We start from the raw sequence: 22236 nt of genomic DNA, 5'->3' as shown, positions 1-22236 counted from the left end.
GGGATACGCAGAGGGGAAATTCTGAAATCAGGCGGATTCCCGGGCGATGAGCTGCCCTGACAGCGTGATGCGCTGAATCTGCAACTCCGGCTCTTTGAGCTTGCGGATCATCAGCGTTGCCGCCTGGCGACCGGTCTCTTCGCTGGCAGACGACACGTAAGTGAACGACGGCGACGTCAGATTCACATGCAGCATATCTTCAAAACCAATCAGCGCCACCTGTTGGGTGAGGAAAACGTCTTTCCCCACCGTGCGCCCCACCTGATGAATACCGGTGATAGAGCCGATCATCGCATCCGGCGAATGGCAGAGCAGGGCGGTGATGGTGTTGTTTTTTTCCAGCAATTGCCGGGTGACGATGCTGGCGGCGTGGGTATCGTCACTGCAGGCCGGGGTGGATTCATCCCGCCATACCATGCCGTACTGTGACAGTGCGCTGTGAAAACCGACCAGACGCTGCTGGCGGATCATGTCATTTTCGCGCCCGCCGATGTAGGCGATGCTGCGATGCCCACGCTCAATCAGGTAGCGGGTCGCCAGGCTGGCGGCCTGTCGGTTGTCGCGCATCACCAGATGGCAGTTCTCTTCCAGCAGCGATTGCGATACCACCACCAGCGGCAACGGGCACTGGCGCATTTTCTCCGGCAAATGCAGCGTGGTGGCGTCTGACGAGAGGTAAATGACGCCGGCCACACCCTGTTGTTTGAACGACAGCAGACAACGTTCCAGATGGTCATCATCATTCAGCGGCTGGCCAAGAAACACCATGTAGCCCTGTTTTTCCAGCTCCTGCACGATACTGGCCATCACTTTAATGGAAAAGCTGTCGCTGAAGTCGCGCAGGATCAGACCGATGAGATTGGAGGTATTGGCGCGCAGATTGGCAGCGGCGACGTTATGGACGTAGCCGAGCTCGGTGATGGCGGCGTGGACTTTCCCGATGGTCGCGTCAGAGATTTTCCCTTTCTGGCGCAGTACCAGTGAAACGGTTGAGACCGAAACCCCCGCCAGTTTCGCGACGTCAATAATACTGACTTTCTTCAAATCCACTCCCTGAAAAAGTAAGCTGGTCAGCCAGATACCTGCCCGTCTCCCGCCGTAGCAGGAGACGTTCAGCGTATCATTTTCCTGTTATTTGCCAATCATCGTCGACATAGTTTGTGCAATAAATTGCGCTCTGGCGCCAAAAATCACCTGAATGCCATTATCGCCCACAAATACCACGCCGCGTGCGCCGACACCGTTGAGTCCGTCTTTGTCCACTTTCTCGCTGTTGGCGACTTCCAGACGCAGACGGGTGATGCAGGAACCGACGGAGTCGATGTTGTGCGCGCCGCCCAGCAGTGCGATGATCTCGTTCGCCAGTTCGGTGTCGGTTTTGTCTTTCGCGTCTGACGTCACCTCGGTACGGCCCGGCGTTTTCACATCAAAACGACGGATAACATAGCGGAAGGTGAAGTAGTAAATCAGCGCCATCGGAATACCGACAATCACCGCGTTGAGGAAGTTGGTCTGGTAACCGTTCAGCGACGGCACAATGCCAAATGACAGATAGTCGATAAAGCCCGCGGAGAACGACTTGGCGATATGCGCATGCAGCAGGAACATGGTCATGTACGCCAGACCGGCCATGATGGCGTTAAAGACGTAGAGGATCGGCGCCACGAAGATAAAGGTAAACTCAACCGGCTCGGTGATCCCGGTCAGGAAACAGGTCAGGGCGGCGGAGAACAGAATACCGGAGGCGATCTTTTTGTTTTTGGTATGCGCTTCGTGGTACATCGCCAGACAGGCCGCCGGCAGCGCGAACAGCATCAGCGGGAATTCACCCTGCATGAACTTACCGGCGTTCTGGTACGTATCGCTGCTGAATGATTTCACGCCTTCTTCCAGCATCTTGAACCAGATAGTCTGGTCGCCGTGGATCACCTGACCGGCCTGCGTGGTGTAATCACCAAACGAATACCAGAATGACGGATACCAGATATGGTGCAGACCCAATGGGATCAGTGCGCGTTCCACGAGGCCAAAGATAAATGTCGAGGCGGCCTGATTATCACCATTCACGATCAGCGACAGCGCGTCGATACCGGCCTGAATGTGCTGCCAGACATAAGGTAGCAGCAGACCGAGCACGAAAGAGAGACACGCGGTGGCGATGGCGACAAAGCGCTTGCCGGAGAAGAAACCGAGGAATTCCGGAAGCTGCATCGCGTGGAAGCGGTTATAGCACCACGCGGCGAGGATCCCGCAAATTAAGCCCCCGAAGACGCCCATCTGTAAGGTGGGAATCCCCACCACCATTGCGTATTTTCCGCCCTGCGACGCCATTTCCGGCGTAATACCGAGGACCGTGCTGATGGTGATGTTGGTGACAAAAACCGACACCGCCGCAGAGAGTGCGGCAATCCCGGATTCTGACGCCAGGCCGACCGCCGAACCGATAGCAAACAGCATTGGCAGGTTGTCGAAGATAACCCCACCCGCGTTCATCATTAGCGGAAGATGGAATTTATCCCCGAATGCCAACAGCAGACCGGCAGCGGGCAGTAAAGAAATTGGCAGCATTAATGCGCGGCCAATCATCGATAACTTAGACAGCGATTTAACAAAACCTGATATCAGACTCATGCTGATTTCCCCCGAGTGGAGACCCTGATGTGCGCTTTTCACGCGTTATTGTAGTGAGTAGAACGTTATAGTAGAACGTTCTACTTATCGTGGAATAATCTGATATCCGCCGCAACTAAATTTTCACATTCAGGGCAGACGAGTTTGTGATTCTTTGACGTTGATCGAGAATTAACCGTTATGGTTGTGGGGTGAAACCCTCTTCAGGCGAAGAGGGTGGGAGGAATATCAGGCGACGACAGTAATGTTCTGACCGGCAAAACTTACTGTCTGACCAGCGACAATTTTGCAGCGCTTGCGGGTTTCCACCACGCCATCCACCGTCACTTGCCCGTCGGCAATGAAGATTTTGGCCTGGGCGCCGCTTTCGCTCCAGCCTTCCAGCTTCAGCAGATCGCACAGTTCAACGTGTGGGTGTTTACCTAACGAAAACGTGGCCATCTTATGCCTCCTCCACATCATGATATTCTTCGCACGCCTGCAGCGTGTTCTGGATAAGCGTTGCCACGGTCATCGGACCGACGCCGCCCGGCACCGGGGTGATATACGACGCGCGCGCGGCGGCATCGTCAAAAATCACATCGCCCACCACTTTGCCGTTTTCCAGACGGTTAATCCCGACGTCCACGACTATCGCGCCCTCTTTGATCCAGTCGCCAGGAATAAAGCCCGGTTTACCGACCGCCACAATCAGCAGATCAGCATGTTCAACGTGATGACGCAGGTTTTTGGTAAAGCGATGGGTCACGGTCGTGGTGCAGCCCGCCAGCAACAGCTCCATGCTCATCGGGCGGCCGACAATATTGGACGCGCCAATAATTACCGCGTTCAGGCCATAGGTATCAATATTGTAACGCTCCAGCAGCGTCACGATGCCGCGCGGCGTACACGGGCGCAGGCGCGGCGCACGCTGGCACAAACGACCGACGTTGTACGGATGGAAACCGTCGACGTCTTTATCCGGCGAAATACGTTCCAGCACCTTCACGTTATCAATGCCTGCAGGCAGAGGGAGCTGAACCAGAATACCGTCGATATCGCTATCAGCATTCAGCGTATCAATAAGTTCCAGCAGTTCGGCTTCGGTGGTGGTTTCGGGCAGATCGTAAGAGCGGGAGATGAAACCCACTTCCTCGCAGGCTTTGCGTTTGCTGCCAACATAAATTTGCGATGCAGGGTTGCTACCGACCAGCACAACAGCCAGTCCCGGGGCGCGTTTTCCGGCGGCGAGACGCGCCTTCACTTTTTCCGCAACCTCAGAGCGCACCTGCTGCGCAATCGTTTTACCGTCAATAATCTTTGCTGCCATCAGAGAGAGGATTCCATCTGTCATCAAGAAAAGGGGGATTGCGCATATTTTGTCAGAAGCGGGGCGTGATGTCAGTCACCGTTTACGTTTTTATCGCGGCCAACCTGGCGGTTGCGCCGTGTCGAACGTCAACGGCATGTTGTTAATCACAAACCCGCAATAGCAGTGAGGCTTTTCTTATTCCTGTTTAAGACGTGGCTTAACGTAATGAAAGTCTTTATACGTATTTTGTATGAGTGAGTTGGGTTAATTTATTCGCCACATCAGGGACATTATTTTAGCCCGGAGAATAACCGCTAATTTTTTTAATTAGCGGGGCGGTGTACTGCGAAGAAATCACTCTCAGCGGGAAGACGGGAGCAATCTGGCGGATATTATTATCCGCCATGGTAAATCACACGGAGCGTACAGGAAGCACGCGACGGATGTGCTTTTTTTTTCAATTCAAGGAAAACCCATGAAATTAAAAACTCTTGCTGCTGCTCTGGTAGCAACGTTCGGTCTTGCAACCACTACGGCAAATGCGGCGGCAACGTCTGTTAATGGCGGCACCGTGCATTTTAAAGGTGAACTGGTGAACGCGGCTTGTGCGGTAAGCACGACCTCTTCCAACCAGACGGTGGAACTGGGTCAGTACCGCACCGCGACCTTCACTCAGACTGGCGATACCTCTGCGAAGATCCCGTTTAACATTGTGTTGAACGACTGCGATCCGACGGTTGCCGCGACGGCGGCTGTAGCGTTTAACGGCTCGATCGATGCCGACGACAACACCCTGCTGGCGGTGACGTCAGGCGATAACAGCACCTCAGCGGAGGGGGTGGGTATTGAGATTCTGGACAACGCTTCCAGCGTATTGACGCCGAACGGCACGATGTTCTCTGCGGCGCAGAATCTGATTCAGGGCACCAACACCCTGCATTTCAGCGCACGCTACAAATCGACAGCTGATACCACTGCGCCGGGTCAGGCCAATGCTGACGCGACCTTTGTGATGAAGTACGAATAAGGCCATAACGCTATCAGGATGATCCCGGCCTCAGGGAGGAGGCGCGTCAAAGCCCACACCGGAGAGCAGGAATGATACGGACGTTGAGTTTACTCATGCTGTGCCCGGTGCTGATAGCGCCGGTTTGCGCGCAACGGATGGTGGTTGACGGTGGTCGCGTACAATTGCGTGGCGAGCTGGTTAACGGCGCCTGTGCCGTCTCGCCGGAAAGTGCAAATTTGCGTATCGATATGGGGCAATACCGCACTAACGCTTTTGCGGGCGTCGGGAGTTTCTCCACGGTCACGGTGCCGTTCAGCATCAGACTGGTGGAGTGTCACAGCGAGGTTTCCCGTCTGGTTGGCGTGGCATTTCAGGGGCTGACGCCGGCAGAAGATCCGCAGGTGTTTGCCGCTTCCACGCGCGTGGGTGGCGCGCAAAGCGACAGCGGCCTGGGATTAGGTCTGTTTGATGCACAGCAGCAGCGCATTGTGCCGAATGCCCAGCCTCAGACTTATCAACCCATTGACGCTGCCGAAATGAGGCTGCACTTCAGTGCGCGTTATCGGGTGATTTCTTTGCCGCTGATCCCCGGCAATATTCATTCGGATGTCTGGTTTACGCTGGTTTATCCCTGAAGCGATGACATTCGCCAACAAAAATAAATACAGGTATGCAGTTATGGACAAGCTATTCAACCCGGGAGCCATTGTCGCCTTTTTATTCTTCGTTATTTCTTTACCCGCCCAGGCTGCGGGTGGAATTGCACTGGGGGCGACGCGCGTTATTTATCCGGCGGATGCCAGGCAGACTTCATTATCTATTACCAACAGTAATGCGCAGGAGCGTTACTTAATTAATGCGTGGATCGAAAACAATAACGGACAAAAAGAAAAAACGTTTGCTGTCACGCCGCCGCTGTTTGTCAGCGAAGCCAACAGTGAAAACACGTTGCGTATTATTTATGCCGGACCGCCGCTGCCCGCCGATCGCGAGTCGCTGTTCTGGATGAACGTCAAAGCCATCCCTTCCGTCAATAAAGAGAACGCCAGCGGTAAGAACGTGCTGCAACTGGCGATCCTGTCGCGCATCAAGCTGTTTGTGCGCCCGGCGAATCTGCCGGTACAACCGTCTGAGGCGTTGTCGCAGCTGACGTTTTCCCGCGCCGGAAATCAGCTGAACGTCACCAACGCATCGCCGTATTACATCACGCTGGTCAATCTGAATATTGCCGGTAAAAAACTGGAGAACCTGATGGTAGCGCCGAAAAACAGCGGGCAGGTGGCGATACCTGCGGGGGCGCAGGGGGCGCTGAGCTGGCAAAGCGTCAATGATTACGGCGCGATCACGCCTGCACGTCGCGTGCAGTTATAACGGCTGTGCGAATGTTGATCATGACTTCTGCCATCCACTTGCGCCGGAACGTGCTGGCACTGGTACTGTCCGGCGCCTGCTGGTCATCGCAAGGCTGGGCTGAGGATTATTTCAACCCGGCGTTTCTGTCGGACGATGCCGCGAGTGTCGCCGATTTATCGCGCTTCGAAAAAGGTAACCAACAGCCGGCGGGCGTCTACCGGGTGGATATCTGGCGCAATGACGAATTTATTGGCACCCAGGATCTGCCGTTTGTGGCAGCGGAAAAAACGGGGCCGGCGGCGGGGGGGCTGACGCCATGCGTGGATCTGGCGCTGATTACGCGGCTCGGTGTTAACCGCCAGGCCGTTCCTGATCTGGCGAAGACGCCCGGCGACACCTGCATTCCGTTGGTCACGCGCATTCCCGGTACGGAGATTAATTTTGATTTTGCGGCGCTCAAACTCACCTTCAGCATTCCGCAAATTGCCATGCAAAACAGCGCCAGGGGCTACATTGCGCCAGAGGAGTGGGACGACGGGATCCCCGCTGCGCTGGTTAACTACAGCTTCAGCGGTAACCGTGGCACCCAGGATGACAGCTATTTTCTCAGCCTGATGAGCGGGCTGAATTATGGTCCGTGGCGGCTGCGTAATAACGGCACCTGGAATTACAGCCGCAACAACGGCCAGCATGAAAGCCACTGGAAGAACGTATCGACCTGGGTTCAGCGCGCCATTATTCCGTGGAAAAGCGAGCTGGTGCTCGGCGACAGCAACACCGGCAATGATCTCTTCGACAGCGTAGGGTTCCGCGGCGTGCGGTTGTACTCGTCTGACAGCATGTACCCGGACAGCATGCAGGGTTTCGCGCCGACGGTGCGCGGTATCGCCCGCACGCCCGCCAGAGTGGTGATCCGCCAGAACGGCTATGTGGTGTATCAGAGCTATGTACAGAGCGGTGCGTTCGCCATTAACGATCTGAATCCGACCTCTTCCAGCGGCGACCTGGAAGTGACCGTGGAAGAAAAAGACGGCAGCCAGCAGCGCTACACGATACCGTATTCCAGCGTGCCGCTGTTGCAACGTGCAGGCCGCGTCAAATTTGACGTGGTGGCGGGGGATTATCGTTCCGGCAACACGCAACAGGGAACGCCGTTTTTCTCTCAGGGCACGCTGATTGCCGGTCTCAATAACGGCGTGACGCTTTACGGCGGCTCGCAACTGGCGGAAAACTACACCGCCGTGGCGCTGGGCGCCGGTAAAAACCTCGGCGACTGGGGCGCGGTTTCGCTGGACGTCACTCACGCGCGCAGCACACTGGTGGATGGCAGCAACCACGAAGGGCAGTCGCTGCGTTTCCTGTATGCAAAATCACTGAACCGGTTTGGCACCAACTTCCAGTTGCTCGGCTATCGCTACTCCACAAAAGGCTTTTATACCCTCGACGACACCGCCTGGAAAACGATGAGTGGCTATCAGTATGACGACAATGACAAGGACGATGACGGCGTCCTCGACATCATCAGCTACCACAATCTGACGTTCAACAAGAAGGGCCGTTTTCAGGTCAATATCTCGCAGTCGCTGGGGGATTACGGCTCGCTGTATCTCTCCGGCAGCCAGCAAAGCTACTGGGGCACCAGCGAGACCAACACCTGGTATCAGCTTGGTTATTCCGGTGGCTGGCAGGGGATCAGCTACTCGCTGGCGTGGTCGTGGAACCGTGCTGTGGGGATTTCCGGCACTGACCGTATCGTCACCTTTAACCTGTCGATTCCGTTCAGTTTGTTCAGCGGGCAGGGCTATCGTCGCGATACTGCGTTTGATCGCGCTTATGCCACCGTTGCCGCCAGCCGCAACAGCGACGGGCAAAACAGCTGGCAGAGCGGCATTAACGGGACGCTGCTTGAAGGGCGCAACCTGAGTTACAGCGTGACGCAGGGGCATTCCAGTACTAATGGCTATACCGGCAGCGCCAGCGCCAACTGGCAGGCGACGTACGGCACGCTGGGCATGGGCTACAACTATGACCGCGATCAACACGATCTCAACTGGCAACTGTCGGGCGGCGTGTTAGGCCATGCTGATGGCATCACCTTCAGTCAGCCGCTGGGTGATACCAACGTGCTGATCAAAGCGCCCGGTGCGTCCGGCGTCAGCATTGAAAACCAGACCGGGGTGAAAACCGACTGGCGCGGCTATGCCGTCATGCCGTACGCCACCGTCTATCGCTACAACCGCGTGGCGCTCGATACCAACTCCATGAGCAACAACACCGACATCGAAAACAACGTCAGCAATGTGGTGCCGACCGAAGGCGCGGTGGTGCGTGCCGCGTTTGATACCCGCATCGGCGTGCGTGCGCTGATCACCGCCCGTCGCGGCAATCAGCCGGTACCGTTTGGCGCGATTGTGCGCGAAACCCGGCGCGGTGTGACCAGCATGGTGGGCGACGATGGGCAGATTTACTTAAGTGGTTTGCCGCTGCGCGGTGAACTGTTGATCCAATGGGGAGAGGGCGCGAATGCGCAATGTCGCGCGGCGTACAGTCTGCCTGAAAAGAGCCTGCAACAGGCGATCACGCTCACGGAGGTTCGCTGTGATCGGTAATGTGATGAAAAAATACTGGCTGGTGGCACTACTGTTGCTGCCCGCCAGCCATGCGCTGGCGACGGTGTGCTACAACGAAAACGGGGTGGCAACGGACATCTTTTACGATCTGACCGACACGTTTAGCAGCGCGAACAATCAGCCCGGGCAAATCGTGACGCTGAGCGATAAATCCGGCTGGGTGGGGGTAAACGCGGTCTGCCCGAAAGGTACGTCGGGGAATACCACCCTGCGCAGTTACGTTTCTGATCTCCCGGTGCAGAGCGTGGAGAGCGGGTTTCAGTACCTCAAGTTGAACGAGTACCTTAACGGCGCGATGCAGATAACCGACAGCTTCGCCGGGGTGTTCCATCCGCCGCAGAATTACATCCAGATGGGATCTCACCCCAACGTCTCGAAAAATCAGCCTTTCCCGGTTAAGGATTCAAAGCTGGTGTTTCGCCTGAAAGTTATGCGGCGGTTTATCAACATGGTGGTGATCCCGCGGCAGATCATGTTTCGCGTGTACGTCACGACGACGAAGGGCGATCCGTTGACCACGGCGGTTTATACCATCAGCTACAGCGGTATCATTGAAGTGCCGCAGAACTGCGCCATCAACGCCGGTAATGTGGTGGAGTTCGACTTCGGCGATATCGGCGCGTCGCTGTTCAGCAGGGCCGGGGCAGGGAATCGACCGCAAGGCGTTTCTGTGCAGCAGAAAACGGTCGCCATCAAATGTACCAACGTTGAGGCGCAGGCATATCTGAGTATGCGTATTGAAGCCGAACAGGCGCAGGGCAACACGATGATCTCAGATAACCCGGATTTGGGATTTATCATTGCCGACGGTTCCGGCAACCCGCTGACGCCCAATAATCTCACCAGCAAAATTCCTTTCCGGCTGAATGACAGCGCTCAGGCGCAGGTGCCGATTCGCGCCTGGCCGGTGAGCGTAACGGGAAACAAACCCAGCGAAGGGCCATTTACGGCGAGGGGGTACCTGCGTGTCGACTATGATTAACGGGCGCGTATTTGCTGGCCTGATGCTACTCACCACCCTGACCGTACAGGCGCAAACGCCGCTTGGTGAAATCAACATTGAGCTGCGGGGCAATGTCGTGGATTTCACCTGCGTCGCTGAGGTGGGGGACAGCAACAAAACCGTGCAACTGGGGCGCTGGCCGACGAAACAACTGCAGCAGGCGGGGAATACCACTCAGGAAGTGCCATTTACCCTGAAGCTGACTGGCTGCCCGCCGGGCGCCGCATCCATCACCTTTTCCGGCACGCCTGACACGCAGGACAGCACCCTGCTGGGGCTGAACGGCAACAGCCAGGCCAGCAGGGTGGCGGTGGAAATCCGTGATAAAGACCGGACCCGCCTGCCGCTGGAACAGGCCAGCCAGGACGTAGTCGTCGATGCGCTGGGTAATGCGACGTTGCAGTTTTTCGCGAATTACATCGCGATGGCGAACGATCCTCAGCCCGGCGTCGCGGACGCGGATGCCACATTTATGATTAATTATAATTGAGAATGAAGTGAACTCCCGAATGATATTTTTTGCTCGGGAGTTCGTGTTGCTTATAATAATTCGTGGGCTTTCGCATAATCAATCAATTCAACAATGGTGTGAACACCAAGTTTGCTGAAAATATTTGACTTATGAGCGCTGATCGTTTTGTTGCTCAATAATAATTGATCGGCGATCTCTTTATTTGTCAACCCGTTTGCCAGATAACGCAGTACCATCACTTCACGATTCGATAATGGCAGTTCCGGCAGGTCGCCACGCCGTGAGTGGTTGATCATCGACAGTGATGATGACGGAAAAAAAGAATATCCCGCCAGCAACATTTCCACCGCTTTATAGATGTCGTTTTGATCCTTTCGTTTGCTGACAAATCCATTCGCGCCCGCTCGTATCGCTCGTCCGGCATAGAAAGATTCTGACTTGGAAGATAAAAACAACACCTTGGTTCGGTGATTTATCTCCTTGATTCTTTTGAGCAAAGAAAAACCATCTGTGCCGGGTAATTCGATATCCAGAATAACCATATCGGTGGGATTATGGCGAAGATAATCGAGTAATTCCCGATTATCATCGGTTTTCAGAACCACCTCGATATCCTTATTTTTATGCAGTAAGACTTCAATTGACATTCTGACGATGGGCTGTTCGTCCATAATAATTACGGAATGCGGTTTCATTTTTCTATTCCTCAGATTGTTAGAACAGTCGTGCCGAATCCTTTCCGGATCCACCGCTAGCTGGAAGGATAAAATCAAGAAATCCTGATACCGAAGTATGTTTCCATGGAAAGTACAAAAGCGTTCCTGTATGCGTAGCTATTACTTATTCGAAGGCGGTTCATTTATTCTACGAAAGAATAAATAAGCACGATGTCATATTATTATTTCTTATCCTGACATCACTGATTATACCTGGTAACTTTTCCTGGAAAAGCCTGTGAAATTGACAAAAAGCTTTACCAGTTAGGATATTCTGACGACAGGTAACAATATTTTCTGTTTTGGCGTAACTGGCTAGGATTTTTCTTAATGATAAAATTAACCGTTAAGATAATGAGGAAAAACGACATTAATGACTGGTTGTTGATCTGTTGTTAAATAAATTTCTGAACGTTTATTATGAAGGCAAAATGTAAACCTGCGGCTGAATTCAGAATTTATCGCGGTTTATTGCTGTTCTGGACCGATCTCGCGAGCTGCGCTGGTCTCAGCAGGATCGTCTGTGCGGGTCGCGTTTTACTGGTCAATAACATGCTGTTGTTGATATTTTCATCGAAGAATTGTTCTCAGGTTGACCCAGGGGAAAATTTTCGTAGCAATATAAACCGGTGTGTTGCATTTATCTGGTTATAAATTCTGAAGCTGGCGTTTTTTTAGGAATAGTTGTAATTGTTTTGAAAATGTTACTAATTTACTATTATTTAACAAGAAATTAAGTAATTTCCTAAATCAGTAAGGGAACGCGTTTCCGCTTAATCGCTGTAACAGGCGGATAAATTGCAGCCGTTTCGGTAATTTCAACAGTGCCAGGATGCGCGTGAGGCGATAAATAATGCGGTGGTAGGGGCGGTTTTGCTGCGTGGCGATATTTCGCAACGTCATGCCGTGTGCCATCAGGCGAATAATCTGCCACTCCTGGCGGCTAAAACGCGTCCTGGGGTGATTAAACACCACGCGCGGAAACGCCAGCGCCTGTTGCACACCGCTCAATGTGATGCGACGGTCGATAATCCGGCACAGGCAGCTCGCCTCAATAAAATGCACGATTTCGCGGTCATCCACTTCCGTCAGCAGGTCAACCGCCAGCTCGGGTTGCTGTTGGTTGATGAGATGCAGTTGATGCAGGGTGTCGAGCACTGAAGTTGTGCTGCCGTTGAGATCGATAATAATGCGTGAGGAACCCCACTTTTGCCGGGCGTCGAGCGCGTCTTCCAGACAGGGAAAAATCGTACTGCAGGCCAGTGGCGGCGGGCAGTAGCGGATACCGGTCGCGAGGTAGTTGTCCTGCGTCACCAGGAGCAACCTGTCGCCCAGGGAGGCTACCTGGTTGGTGGCCGGGTTCGCCAGCAGATCGAGCCGGTCAACCAACGCATAATGCGGTAATGGTAAGCGGGACCCGCCCACCGGGGTCACATTGCGACGACGTCTTTCCCTGCGTAACACCACGCGCATAAATTCCCTCTCACGCCGTAAGCCCATTGAGAATATCAGAGAGTCTTATGCGAACCAGATACGCTTCCCTGGCGGTAATAAACTGAAATCGTGACAGGCTGGTATGCCGGAATCGTTGAACCTCCATTGTCCTGAAGCGGGAATCGTCTAAAAACCAGGCGATACTTAAAACCCACTGAGACATTTCGCAGTTGCGAGGGAGGCTGCGGGAGAGGTTGCGATGAATTGCGTTGTTAAATATATATTGCCTTTGATCACAAAAAATAAACAAACAGCCTGTTTTATGCGCAATTTTAAAAAATGTAGATATTTTTAGGGTATGGCGACGAAATAAATAGCGTCATCTCTGCCTGATACTCTACCGAGAGGATTGATTCTGATGAATGCACTGACTGCCCTGAAACAGAGCCCGTCCGACCTGTCACGCTCCAGTATCGGTTTTACCGTAACCCCTTCACGCCAGTCACCTCGTCTGCTTGAACTCACTTTTACCACAGAGGTGACACAGCAATTTTTGCAGGAGGTGGCACAGTGGCCGGTGCAGGCGCTGGAATACAAATCTTTCCTGCGTTTCCGGGTGGCGCAAATCCTTGATGATCTGTGTGGCAACCAGTTGCGTCCTCTGCTGTTTAAGGCATTGCTGTCGCGCAGCGAAGGGGCATTACTGGTAGCGGCACCGGGGCTGGACAATGTGGCGCAGGCTGATGAGATGGTCAAACTGGCGACTGCCGTGGCGCATCTGGTTGGTCGCTCCAATTTTGATGCGATGAGTGGGCAGTATTATGCCCGCTTCGTGGTGCAAAATGTCGATAATTCTGACAGTTATCTGCGGCAGCCGCATCGTGTGATGGAACTGCATAATGACGGAACCTATGTCGAAGAACCGACCGATTATGTGCTGATGATGAAAATCGACGAGCAGAACATGCAGGGCGGCAATTCGCTATTGCTGCACCTCGACGACTGGGAACATCTGGAGCGCTTCTTCACCCATCCGCTGGCGCGCCGCCCGATGCGCTGGGCCGCACCGCCAAGCAAGAATGTCAGCAAGGATATCTGGCACCCGGTGTTTGACGTTGACACGCAAGGGCGACCGGTGATGCGTTACATCGACCAGTTTGTGCAACCCAAAGATCTGCAGGAGGGGACCTGGCTGAGTGCGCTCTCGGATGCGCTGGAGACCAGTAAGCAAATCCTCTCCGTGCCGGTGCCGGTCGGCCAGTTCCTGCTCATTAACAATCTCTTCTGGTTGCACGGACGCGATCGTTTTACGCCACACCCGGATCTGCGCCGCGAACTGATGCGCCAACGCGGTTATTTCTGCGATCCCGTAATGCCGTAACCCCTCACTGGCGAAGGAATTCACTGGATGTATGATTTTGTGATTATCGGCGGCGGCATCATCGGGATGTCGACTGCCATGCAACTGGCGGGGGTCTATCCCGATGCCCGAATTGCGTTACTGGAAAAAGAGTCTGCCGCCGCGCAGCACCAGACCGGGCGCAACAGCGGGGTGATCCACGCCGGGGTGTATTACACGCCAGGTACTCTCAAAGCGCAGTTTTGCCTCGCCGGAAACCGGGCGACAAAAGCGTTTTGCGAGCAAAACGGCATCCGCGTCGAGACCTGCGGAAAAATACTGGTTGCCACCTCGCCGCTGGAAATGGCGCGTATGCGGGCGCTATGGGATCGCACCGCCGAAAACCAGCTGGAGCGCTACTGGCTGAGCGCAGAAGCACTGCGCGAGCGTGAGCCGAACATCCGTGGCCTGGGCGGCATTTTTGTTCCCTCCAGCGGGATCGTCAGTTATCGCGAGGTCACGGAAGCGATGGCGCAACGGTTTCGCGACAGCGGCGGCGAGATTATATATTGCGCAGAGGTCAGCGCGTTGAAAGAACATGCGACCGGCGTGGTGGTGAGAACGAAACAGGGGCAGGAGTTGGAAGCCTCGACGCTCATCACCTGCGCCGGACTAATGGCTGACAGGCTGGTCAGCATGCTCGGGCTCGATCCCGGCTTTATTATCTGCCCGTTCCGTGGGGAATATTTCCGCCTTGCTCCGCAGCACAATCAGATCGTCAACCATCTTATATACCCGATTCCCGACCCGGCGATGCCGTTCCTTGGCGTGCACCTGACGCGCATGATTGACGGCAGCGTGACGGTCGGCCCCAACGCGGTGCTGGCCTTTAAACGCGAAGGTTATCGCAAGCGCGATATTTCGCTGCAGGACACGCTGGAAATTCTGCGTTCGCCGGGGATCCGCCGCGTGCTGAACGGCAACCTGCGCGCCGGGTTACACGAAATGAAAAATTCGCTGTGTAAAAGCGGCTATCTGCGGCAGGTGCAAAAGTATTGCCCCAGCCTGCGTGCCGAAGATTTACAGCCCTGGCCTGCGGGCGTCAGGGCGCAGGCGGTGTCACCGGACGGGAAACTCATCGACGATTTTCTGTTCGTCACCACGCGACGCACGATTCATACCTGTAACGCCCCGTCTCCGGCCGCAACGTCGGCGATACCTATTGGCGCGCACATTGTCAGTAAAGTGCAGAGCCTGCTCGACAGCCAGCAAACCACATCGCCCGGGAGAAAAAACCATGGGACAAACCGCCTCGATCCCTTCAGTCCCGGTTGACGGTTACCGGCGGCTCAAGAACGATATTATTCGCGGTGTCTGGCAGCCGGAGGAGAAACTGCGGATGAGCCTGCTGACCGCACGTTACGCACTCGGCGTCGGGCCGCTGCGGGAGGCGCTGTCGCAACTGGTGGCCGAACGGCTGGTTACCGTGGTGAATCAGAAAGGCTACCGTGTCGCGCCAATGTCCGAGACGGAACTGCTTGATATCTTCGATGCGCGCGCCAACATGGAGGCAATGCTGGTGGGGCTGGCGATTGCGCGGGGCGGAGACGCGTGGGAAGCGGAAATTCTCGCCCGGGCGCACATGCTGAACAAACTCTCCGCCAGCAACGCCAGTGAAGGGATGCTGGAAGCGTGGGACCAACGGCATCAGGCGTTCCACACGGCTATTGTGGATGGCTGCGGTTCGCAGTATCTGTTGCAGATGCGTGAGAGGTTGTTTGACCTTGCGGCACGCTACCGGTTTATCTGGCTACGTGAAACGGTATTGTCGGTCGAAATGCTGGAAGACAAGCACGACCAGCATCAGGAACTGGTCGACGCGATACTGGCGCGGGACGCCAGCCTCGCCTGCGAACGGATGCGCCAGCACCTGCTGACGCCCATCCCCATCATCCAACAGGCGATGGCGCTGAAGCGTCAGCAGAGCGCGGTGTGATTCCGGTTAGCAAATAAGCAACAGTACAGCAGAAACGCCGGGTTGGGGGAAAAGCCATTGACTCAGCAGGCGTTGACCGTATAATTCCAGGCGTTTCACACCGCGAAGTTCCCGACTTCTCAGTGCGCCCTTAGCTCAGCTGGATAGAGCAACGGCCTTCTAAGCCGTAGGTCACAGGTTCGAATCCTGTAGGGCGTGCCATTTCCAGGTCAACGCAGTTATCCCCGTATCACGCGGTTTCAATTTGCCTGCAGAAAATCTCCCACGACTTGCATACAGCGTTGCCGCTCTTCTACATGGGGCATATGGCTTGAGTTCTCAAAAATGACCCACTTCGCGCCGCTGATTTTATCCATAAAAGGCTGTACGACTTCCGGGGTTGCCTCGTCGTAGCGCCCGGAAATAAGCAGGGTTGGCGCTGTAATTTGCCCGAGTCGGTCAACAATGCTCCAGTTTTTCAACGTGCCAATCACGTGAAATTCCGAGGGGCCGTTCATGGCCAGATACACACCAGGATTGGATTCCAGCGCCGCAAAGGTACGCATGACATCGTCTGGCCAGGGATCAAGGCGGCAAACGTGGCGCTGATAAAAAAACATGCTTGCCGCTTTGTATTCCTCGCTGTCGAGCGTTCCCGCTTTTTCATGTTTCAGCAATGTGGCCTGCACCTCTGCTGGCAGCTCAGCGCGGAGTCTGGCGGCGGCATCCATCCACAGTGCGATGGATGCCGGCGTGTCGGCGAGGATAAGCGCTTTCAAACCTGGCGGCTGCGTGACGGCATGTTCCGCCGCCAGCATTCCGCCCCAGGACTGACCGAGCAAGGCGTAGTCCTCATTAATACCCAGAACCAGGAGCGGTTAGTCAGCTCGGCAAGAAAAAGGGAAGGTTGCCAGAATGAGGGATCGACATCCGGCAGATGGGTGGAACGCCCGTTTCCCAGTTGATCATAATGGATAACGGCGCGTCCGGTTTCGGCAATATCTTTAAACGCATCAACATAATCATGAGTACAACCTGGGCCGCCGTGAGCTACCACCAGCGGCGTCTGCCCGTTATGCAGATCGCCGCAGATGCGAAACCAGGTCTGATAGCCCTGAAAGGGCGCAAAGCCTTCGCGAATGGTGTACATAGGACGTTTTCCTTTGAAGTGAACCTGCTCTCAGGGTAGAACGTCCCGGGCCGTGCTGAATACTAGTAAAAATGCTAGTTCTTAACTATCGAGCAGGCGGTAGTGTATAGCGCGGACGACAGCCTGTACGCGATTCGTCGCGCCGAGTTTTTTCGCCGCGGTGTTCAGATGCAGCGTGACCGTGGCGACCGAGCGATGCAGTTTACGGGCAATCTGTTTTGCCGTCAGCCCTTCGGCGGACCACGCCAGACACTCGCGCTCGCGGTTACTCAGCCGGATGTGGCAACAGGTACGCATTGAGGCGTCAAACAGCGGAAAAGCTGTCTCCTGAAAGTGATGTGCAAGAAACATCATCCGGGCGAGTGTATCGTTGATATCAGGGTGCAGATAATGACGGGTTAACATGCCTGTCAGGGTAACAAATTCGCCATTTGGAAGATGCAACGGCACGCAACTTTGCAAGGCGTAACGCTGCACCGGATCGGCCTGATAACAGCCACGTTCGCACCATAATTGATGCATATCGGCCGGTGCATTACGCATTTCCAGTAACGAAGGGGTAATCAGTTCTCCCTCAAGCGAACGTAGAACCGGCGAAGCGTGGTGAATCACGGCATCAAAATCCAATGATTGCGTCCGGGCAAACAGCCTGGCGAACGCTGCTTTAAGCCTGGTCGAATCCGTATTTCCAGGGCGCTTGATCTCAACTGGCATGCTTATCCCCTCACGTTGAACGGTGCCACGCCACGGGCATGGTTTGTACAAATCTTTATGTGACTCATACAGAACCATGCAATTTTGGTGCCGCTCAGGGTAACGACCCGGATCCTGTTGATAACCAGGGTTTGAGGGGGTTATTTAAATCCTGTAGGGGTCATAGTCGGTATAAGCGTTCTGCAAAGCAATATGATCGGCAATGTATTTTGCGTCATGCCATACACCATAAATAAAGGATGATGCGCGGTTGACCAGATTCGGCAGGCCGAGAAAATAAATTCCGCGTTCTGCTGAAATACCACGTTTATGAAACGGCAGGCCTTTTTCATCGAAGGCATCCACCTGCAGCCAGCTAAAATCAAACTTAAAGCCGGTCGCCCAGATAATTGTGGTAATGCCCGCCGCTGCAATATCTAAATGCGCCAGCGGATTACGCAGACATTCGGGATCCGGCAGTAGCTCCCACGCCTGCGGCTCTGGTGGCAGATCCAGACCGTTGCGTTCAATGTAGGCATCCGCATCGCGCAGCACGTCAAAATAGGCTTTGTCACCCGCATCGATATTCTCGGCCAGACCCTCGGCAAAGCTCAGCACACCGTTATCCCAGCTTCTGGTGATACCCACCAGCGTAATACCTATATGCGCCAGACGGCGGAAATCCACGGTTTTACCGCCTTCGTAACCGCTCACCGCAAAGGCCACATGCTCTTTCTTCGGCTTTATTTTAACTTCATCCCACAGTCCGAGCGCCCCGAGCCACCAGCAGTAATCACGGTTACGGTAAGCGCGTGGCGGACGATAATGTTCGCCGACCGACAGATACACGTCCCGGCCCGATTTACGTAGTTCTTCAGCAATTTGTGTACCAGACGCTCCCGCGCCCACCACCAGCACGCCGCCCGCGGGCAATTGCTGCGGATTTTTGTAGACGGAAGAGTGCATCTGATGCACCCCGGCGCTTTCGGGCACGATCCGGGGAAAAGACGGTTTCTGGAACGGGCCGGTGGCGGCCACCACATTGTCGGCCTCAAAATCACCAGCAGAGGTCACTACCCTGAAGCCGCTGCGTCCTGCCAGACGCGTAACCTGATGCACGTCAACGCCGGTACGCACTGGCGCATTCAGCATCTTCGCATAATCTTCGAAATACTGAGCCATCCGTTCTTTCGGTGGAAAGGCTTGCTGGGAAATATTATCAAATTTCAGCGACGGGAAACGGTCGTGCCAGGCGGGGCCGTTCGCCACCAGTGAATCCCAGCGTTCTGAGCGCCAGCGTTCAGCAATGCGGCTGCGCTCCAGCACGACGTGGGGCACCCCCATTTGCGCCAGATGTTCACTCATGGCAATACCCGCCTGACCGGCGCCGACAATCACGGTATTAATTTTCTCTGCTGACATGTTAAACCTCTAAATATAAGCGACCCTCGATATTTACATCGCTAAGCGTTATCGGGTGTCGTATTAATGATAATCAGGCGTTCACTATTAATTAATGTCTGGCTTCAACGTTTAATATTTTCCCCAGACCTAAAAACTTATTGGCGATAATTAACATCGCGGCGGTGACAGCAATATAAATGACTGACAGGGCTGCCAGTGTCGGGTCCGCAAATTCACGGACATAGTTGTACATCGCTACCGGTAAGGTCTGTGTTGTCTGCGTCGTAATAAACAGCGACGCGGTAAATTCATTAAAGGAGAGGATCGCCGCAAACAGCCAGCCGCCAAAGAGGCCTGGCAAAATCAGCGGCACGGTGATGGTCCACACCACGCGCAGTGGCGAAGCGCCGAGACTTGCCGCCGCCAGCTCAATGCGCTGTTCGAGGTTTTTTAGCGACACGTAAACACTGCGCAGCACAAACGGCAGTACCAGAACGATGTGGCAGAAAATCACCAGCGGATAACCGCGCCCCAGATTGAGTTGCGATACCAGCATCAACAGGCCCAGGCCAATCGTGAAGTGCGGGATGAACAGCGGCGACATCAGAACCCCTTCCAGCACCTGCTTGTACGGGAAGGAATAGCGCTCAATGGCAATCGCCAGCGTCGTCCCGATGATCACTGCCAGCGACGATGCCCATGCGGTAACAATCAGCCCGGAGTAAAAGCCGTGACGGAAATCATCGTAATTCACCGCACGCTCGAACCAGCGCAGCGACCAGCCTTTCGGCGGGAAGAACAACACGGCGGTGCTGCTGAACGAGGAGATAAACACCACGATGGTCGGCAGCATGACAAAGATCAGAATCGCGGCAACCAGCAGGCGGCCTGCCAGCGTTGTCAGTTTATCGTTCATCGAACGGGTCATATTAATGATCTCCCATTGCGTGCAGGAATCGTGTCATGCGTTTCAGCGCCATCAGCACCAGAATGGTCAGGACTAAACCGGCAATGCTCAGGGCCGCGGCGAACGGAAAGTTCATCGACGAAAAGCCCAGTTGATAAACCATGGTCGCCACGGTACTGACGCGTCCGCCGCCAATGAGTTGTGGGGTGGCGAAAGCGCTGAAGGTCCAGGCAAAAGCGGTGGTGAGACTGGCGATAATACCGGGGAGCGACAGTGGGATCGTCACGGTCAGCAAGGTGCGGATCGGGCCTGCGCCGAGGCTGGTGGCGGCTTTCTCGTAATCCGGGTTGATGTGTGACAACGCGGTCGCCAGCATCAACACCATGATCGGCATAGTGACATGCACCAGCGCCAACACCACGCCAGTTTGTGTAAACATAAACTGAATGGGGGTTGAGATGATGCCCAACGCCAGCAACAGACTATTCAGGAAGCCGCTGTTCCCCAGCACGATAATCCATGAATAGGTGCGCACGACTTCACCGAGAAACAGCGGCGTAATCGCGATAATCAAAATCGTGGATTTGATCCACGTCGTGCGGGTGCGCACCAGGGCATACGCCAGCGGATAACTCATCAACAGGCCGAAGACCGCGGTTTTGGCGCTCAGCATGACGGTGTTAATAAAAGCACCGGCATAGATGCTTTTAAGCAATCCGCTGAAGTTCGCCAGTGTAAATCCGCCCACGTCGAGCGAACCGGGAATATAAGCGCGCACACTGAACTGCATCACAGCGAACATGGCGAAAAAAAGCCCTGTTGCGGTCAGCGTGGCGGGAATAATGAACCACGGTAAAAATGTCGGTTTTCTCGTCATAGACGTGCTGCCTGCGTAATGTGGTACGGGTAGAAATGGGCGACCCGCGGGCCGCCCGGTCAATCAATGAGACATGATGTTTTCAGAGAACCACTGACGCCATTCTGCGGTCTTTTCGGCACGCAGTTGCGGATCAGTATTGATGGTGGCATTCCACTGTTCAGGCGTGGTCAGCATGCCCGGCAGTTTTGCCAGTTCGGGATCGATATGCGCGTTGGTGACCGTTGGGCTGCCGTGATAAATCTTCGCCACCTGCTCCTGAATCTCGGGCTTCAGGGCGATATTGATAAACTTATACGCGAGATCCGCACGTTTGGTGCCTTTGTTGATACCGACGGTATCGACGCCCAGAATCGCGCCTTCTTTCGGGATCGCCAGTTTGATGTTCACCCCTTCAGCAAGCATGTTGTAAGCGTTCATCGACAGCATTACCTGTACCGGCGTTTCCCCCGTGGAGATCAGTTGCTGGCTGTTGGCATCATCGGTATAGAAAGATTTGATATTCGGGATCAGTGCTTTCATCTTCGCCTGGCCCTGCTGCCAGTGCGCGGCATCGGTGCCGGAGAGTCTGGCGGAAACCGCGATGATATGGCTCGGATCCCAGTCTGGCAGCGCCAGCATGCCTTTCAGTTCGGGCTTCCACAGATCGTTCCAGCTCTCAAAGGTTTCGCCCTTTGGCACCAGATCCGGACGATAGCCGATGGTGTAAACGTAGCCCCATACGCCGAGGTGCCAGGGGCTGACTTTCGCCTGCTGCACCAGATTCGCGGCATTCGGGATTTTGCTCATATCGAGTTTTTCAAACAGGCCCGAGTTGGCGTACAGAAAACCCACGTGCGAGGTGGTAAAGGTCACGTCAGTTTCAGGCGTGCCGCCAGCCAGTTTGGCTTTGTTAAGACGATCAATGGTGCCACCCGTAACAAACTGGACTTCTACGCCGGTTTCTTTGGTGAACTCTTTTGCAATGGTCTCATCGATCAGATCTTTAAAACCGCCGCCCCAGGTGCTGACAATCAGCTTGTCGGCGGCCATTGCATTTCCTGCGCTTAACACCATCGTGGTCAACAACGTTAAGGCAAAAATCTTACGCGACATATTCTTATCCCCATATTGAAATGACTGGTGTAGCAATCTGAAACCCGGCGCGCCAAAGGGGTGCAAACGGTGTTCCCTGGTGTGAAATCGATAATGCCGCGGTGAGAGAATTCCGTAAAACAGCCTTTTCCTCGTCGTTGCATCAGGATTTCTGACGCAGGAGAGTCCTCATCAGGCCAGGCGATTATGCTGCAATTTGAAATCTGGCATGATAAGTGCAGGAGGATCTGCACTATTAGAATGACTGGCGCGACATG

The 22236-nt window shown here is 54.6% G+C and carries 20 protein-coding genes, 1 tRNA gene and 1 pseudogene; 10 read left to right on the top strand and 12 right to left on the bottom strand.

Annotated elements, in window-relative coordinates; translation table 11 throughout:
* Nucleotides 1–27 precede the first annotated feature (27 nt).
* The 4 genes from malI to folD all read right to left on the bottom strand — a co-directional run bounded on the left by malI (nucleotide 28) and on the right by folD (nucleotide 3940).
* Complete coding sequence (gene malI / locus QMG90_RS15985) at nucleotides 28–1044, bottom strand: Mal regulon transcriptional regulator MalI (protein ID WP_283280612.1); 1017 nt, start codon at nucleotides 1042–1044, stop codon at nucleotides 28–30.
* A gap of 87 nt (nucleotides 1045–1131) precedes the next feature.
* Nucleotides 1132–2631, bottom strand: a complete 1500-nt coding sequence (locus QMG90_RS15980; protein ID WP_283280611.1) for a PTS transporter subunit EIIC — start codon at nucleotides 2629–2631, stop codon at nucleotides 1132–1134.
* Nucleotides 2632–2859: 228 nt separating this feature from the next.
* Nucleotides 2860–3072, bottom strand: coding sequence for a ribosome-associated protein YbcJ (ybcJ, locus tag QMG90_RS15975; RefSeq protein ID WP_283280610.1), 213 nt, complete (start codon nucleotides 3070–3072; stop codon nucleotides 2860–2862).
* 1 nt (nucleotide 3073) lies between these two features.
* The gene (gene folD, locus QMG90_RS15970) at nucleotides 3074–3940 is read right to left on the bottom strand and encodes a bifunctional methylenetetrahydrofolate dehydrogenase/methenyltetrahydrofolate cyclohydrolase FolD (protein WP_283280609.1); all 867 of its coding nucleotides are present in this window, start codon (nucleotides 3938–3940) and stop codon (nucleotides 3074–3076) included.
* 457 nt (nucleotides 3941–4397) lie between these two features.
* Between folD and fimA the strand changes: the two genes are divergently transcribed.
* From fimA to sfmF, 6 genes are all read left to right on the top strand, one after another.
* Nucleotides 4398–4949 carry a type 1 fimbrial major subunit FimA gene (gene fimA / locus QMG90_RS15965; protein ID WP_283280608.1) on the top strand — a complete coding sequence of 184 codons (552 nt, stop codon included), beginning with the start codon at nucleotides 4398–4400 and terminating at the stop codon, nucleotides 4947–4949.
* Between the two features lie 71 nt (nucleotides 4950–5020).
* Nucleotides 5021–5566: a type 1 fimbrial protein subunit FimI gene (gene fimI / locus QMG90_RS15960; RefSeq protein ID WP_283280607.1), complete on the top strand. Its 546-nt coding sequence runs from the start codon at nucleotides 5021–5023 to the stop codon at nucleotides 5564–5566.
* 43 nt (nucleotides 5567–5609) lie between these two features.
* Nucleotides 5610–6302, top strand: a complete 693-nt coding sequence (gene fimC, locus QMG90_RS15955; RefSeq protein ID WP_283280606.1) for a type 1 fimbria chaperone FimC — start codon at nucleotides 5610–5612, stop codon at nucleotides 6300–6302.
* Nucleotides 6303–6313: 11 nt separating this feature from the next.
* The gene (locus QMG90_RS15950; protein ID WP_283280605.1) at nucleotides 6314–8893 is read left to right on the top strand and encodes a fimbrial biogenesis usher protein; all 2580 of its coding nucleotides are present in this window, start codon (nucleotides 6314–6316) and stop codon (nucleotides 8891–8893) included.
* A gap of 4 nt (nucleotides 8894–8897) precedes the next feature.
* The gene (gene fimH, locus QMG90_RS15945; RefSeq protein WP_283283985.1) at nucleotides 8898–9896 is read left to right on the top strand and encodes a type 1 fimbria D-mannose specific adhesin FimH; all 999 of its coding nucleotides are present in this window, start codon (nucleotides 8898–8900) and stop codon (nucleotides 9894–9896) included.
* The gene (gene sfmF, locus QMG90_RS15940) at nucleotides 9889–10407 is read left to right on the top strand and encodes a fimbria assembly protein (RefSeq protein WP_283283984.1); all 519 of its coding nucleotides are present in this window, start codon (nucleotides 9889–9891) and stop codon (nucleotides 10405–10407) included. Before fimH ends, sfmF begins: the two co-directional genes overlap by 8 nt.
* 50 nt (nucleotides 10408–10457) lie before the next feature.
* On the opposite strand, the gene fimZ is transcribed toward sfmF, so the two are convergent.
* Together fimZ and QMG90_RS15930 are read right to left on the bottom strand one after the other, a co-directional pair.
* The gene (gene fimZ / locus QMG90_RS15935; protein ID WP_283280603.1) at nucleotides 10458–11084 is read right to left on the bottom strand and encodes a fimbria biosynthesis transcriptional regulator FimZ; all 627 of its coding nucleotides are present in this window, start codon (nucleotides 11082–11084) and stop codon (nucleotides 10458–10460) included.
* A 771-nt stretch (nucleotides 11085–11855) separates the two neighbouring features.
* Nucleotides 11856–12578 (bottom strand): helix-turn-helix transcriptional regulator, encoded by a 723-nt coding sequence (locus QMG90_RS15930; RefSeq protein ID WP_283280602.1) that lies wholly within the window; start codon nucleotides 12576–12578, stop codon nucleotides 11856–11858.
* A gap of 379 nt (nucleotides 12579–12957) precedes the next feature.
* On the opposite strand from QMG90_RS15930, the gene glaH reads away from it, so the two are divergent.
* From glaH to QMG90_RS15910, 4 genes are all read left to right on the top strand, one after another.
* A complete protein-coding gene (gene glaH / locus QMG90_RS15925; protein WP_283280601.1) occupies nucleotides 12958–13920 on the top strand; it encodes a glutarate dioxygenase GlaH in 963 nt (320 codons plus the stop codon).
* 27 nt (nucleotides 13921–13947) lie between these two features.
* Nucleotides 13948–15213, top strand: a complete 1266-nt coding sequence (gene lhgO / locus QMG90_RS15920; RefSeq protein WP_283280600.1) for an L-2-hydroxyglutarate oxidase — start codon at nucleotides 13948–13950, stop codon at nucleotides 15211–15213.
* Nucleotides 15176–15874, top strand: coding sequence for a DNA-binding transcriptional regulator CsiR (gene csiR / locus QMG90_RS15915; RefSeq protein ID WP_283280599.1), 699 nt, complete (start codon nucleotides 15176–15178; stop codon nucleotides 15872–15874). The genes lhgO and csiR overlap by 38 nt, the downstream gene beginning before the upstream one ends.
* A 124-nt stretch (nucleotides 15875–15998) precedes the next feature.
* Nucleotides 15999–16075: transfer RNA gene (locus QMG90_RS15910), tRNA-Arg, on the top strand.
* Between the two features lie 38 nt (nucleotides 16076–16113).
* Here the strand turns inward: QMG90_RS15910 and QMG90_RS15905 are convergent.
* From QMG90_RS15905 to QMG90_RS15880, 6 genes and pseudogenes are all read right to left on the bottom strand, one after another.
* Nucleotides 16114–17003, bottom strand: a pseudogene (locus QMG90_RS15905) (proline iminopeptidase-family hydrolase).
* 81 nt (nucleotides 17004–17084) lie between these two features.
* Nucleotides 17085–17717: a helix-turn-helix transcriptional regulator gene (locus QMG90_RS15900; protein WP_283280597.1), complete on the bottom strand. Its 633-nt coding sequence runs from the start codon at nucleotides 17715–17717 to the stop codon at nucleotides 17085–17087.
* Between the two features lie 144 nt (nucleotides 17718–17861).
* On the bottom strand, nucleotides 17862–19118 hold the full coding sequence (locus QMG90_RS15895; RefSeq protein WP_283280596.1) for a flavin-containing monooxygenase: 1257 nt from the start codon (nucleotides 19116–19118) through the stop codon (nucleotides 17862–17864).
* A 91-nt stretch (nucleotides 19119–19209) separates the two neighbouring features.
* Nucleotides 19210–20028: an ABC transporter permease gene (locus QMG90_RS15890; RefSeq protein ID WP_283280595.1), complete on the bottom strand. Its 819-nt coding sequence runs from the start codon at nucleotides 20026–20028 to the stop codon at nucleotides 19210–19212.
* Nucleotide 20029: 1 nt separating this feature from the next.
* Entirely contained in the window at nucleotides 20030–20884 is an 855-nt protein-coding gene (locus tag QMG90_RS15885; protein WP_283280594.1) for an ABC transporter permease, read from the bottom strand.
* Nucleotides 20885–20947: 63 nt separating this feature from the next.
* Entirely contained in the window at nucleotides 20948–21979 is a 1032-nt protein-coding gene (locus QMG90_RS15880) for an ABC transporter substrate-binding protein (protein WP_283280593.1), read from the bottom strand.
* Nucleotides 21980–22236: the final 257 nt, after the last annotated feature.

Origin of the sequence: Trabulsiella odontotermitis (assembly GCF_030053895.1) — a bacterium.
In the GTDB taxonomy this organism is placed as follows: domain Bacteria; phylum Pseudomonadota; class Gammaproteobacteria; order Enterobacterales; family Enterobacteriaceae; genus Trabulsiella; species Trabulsiella odontotermitis_C.
Note: the sequence above shows the minus strand (reverse complement) of the source record. Positions and strands in the feature narration are given on the sequence as shown.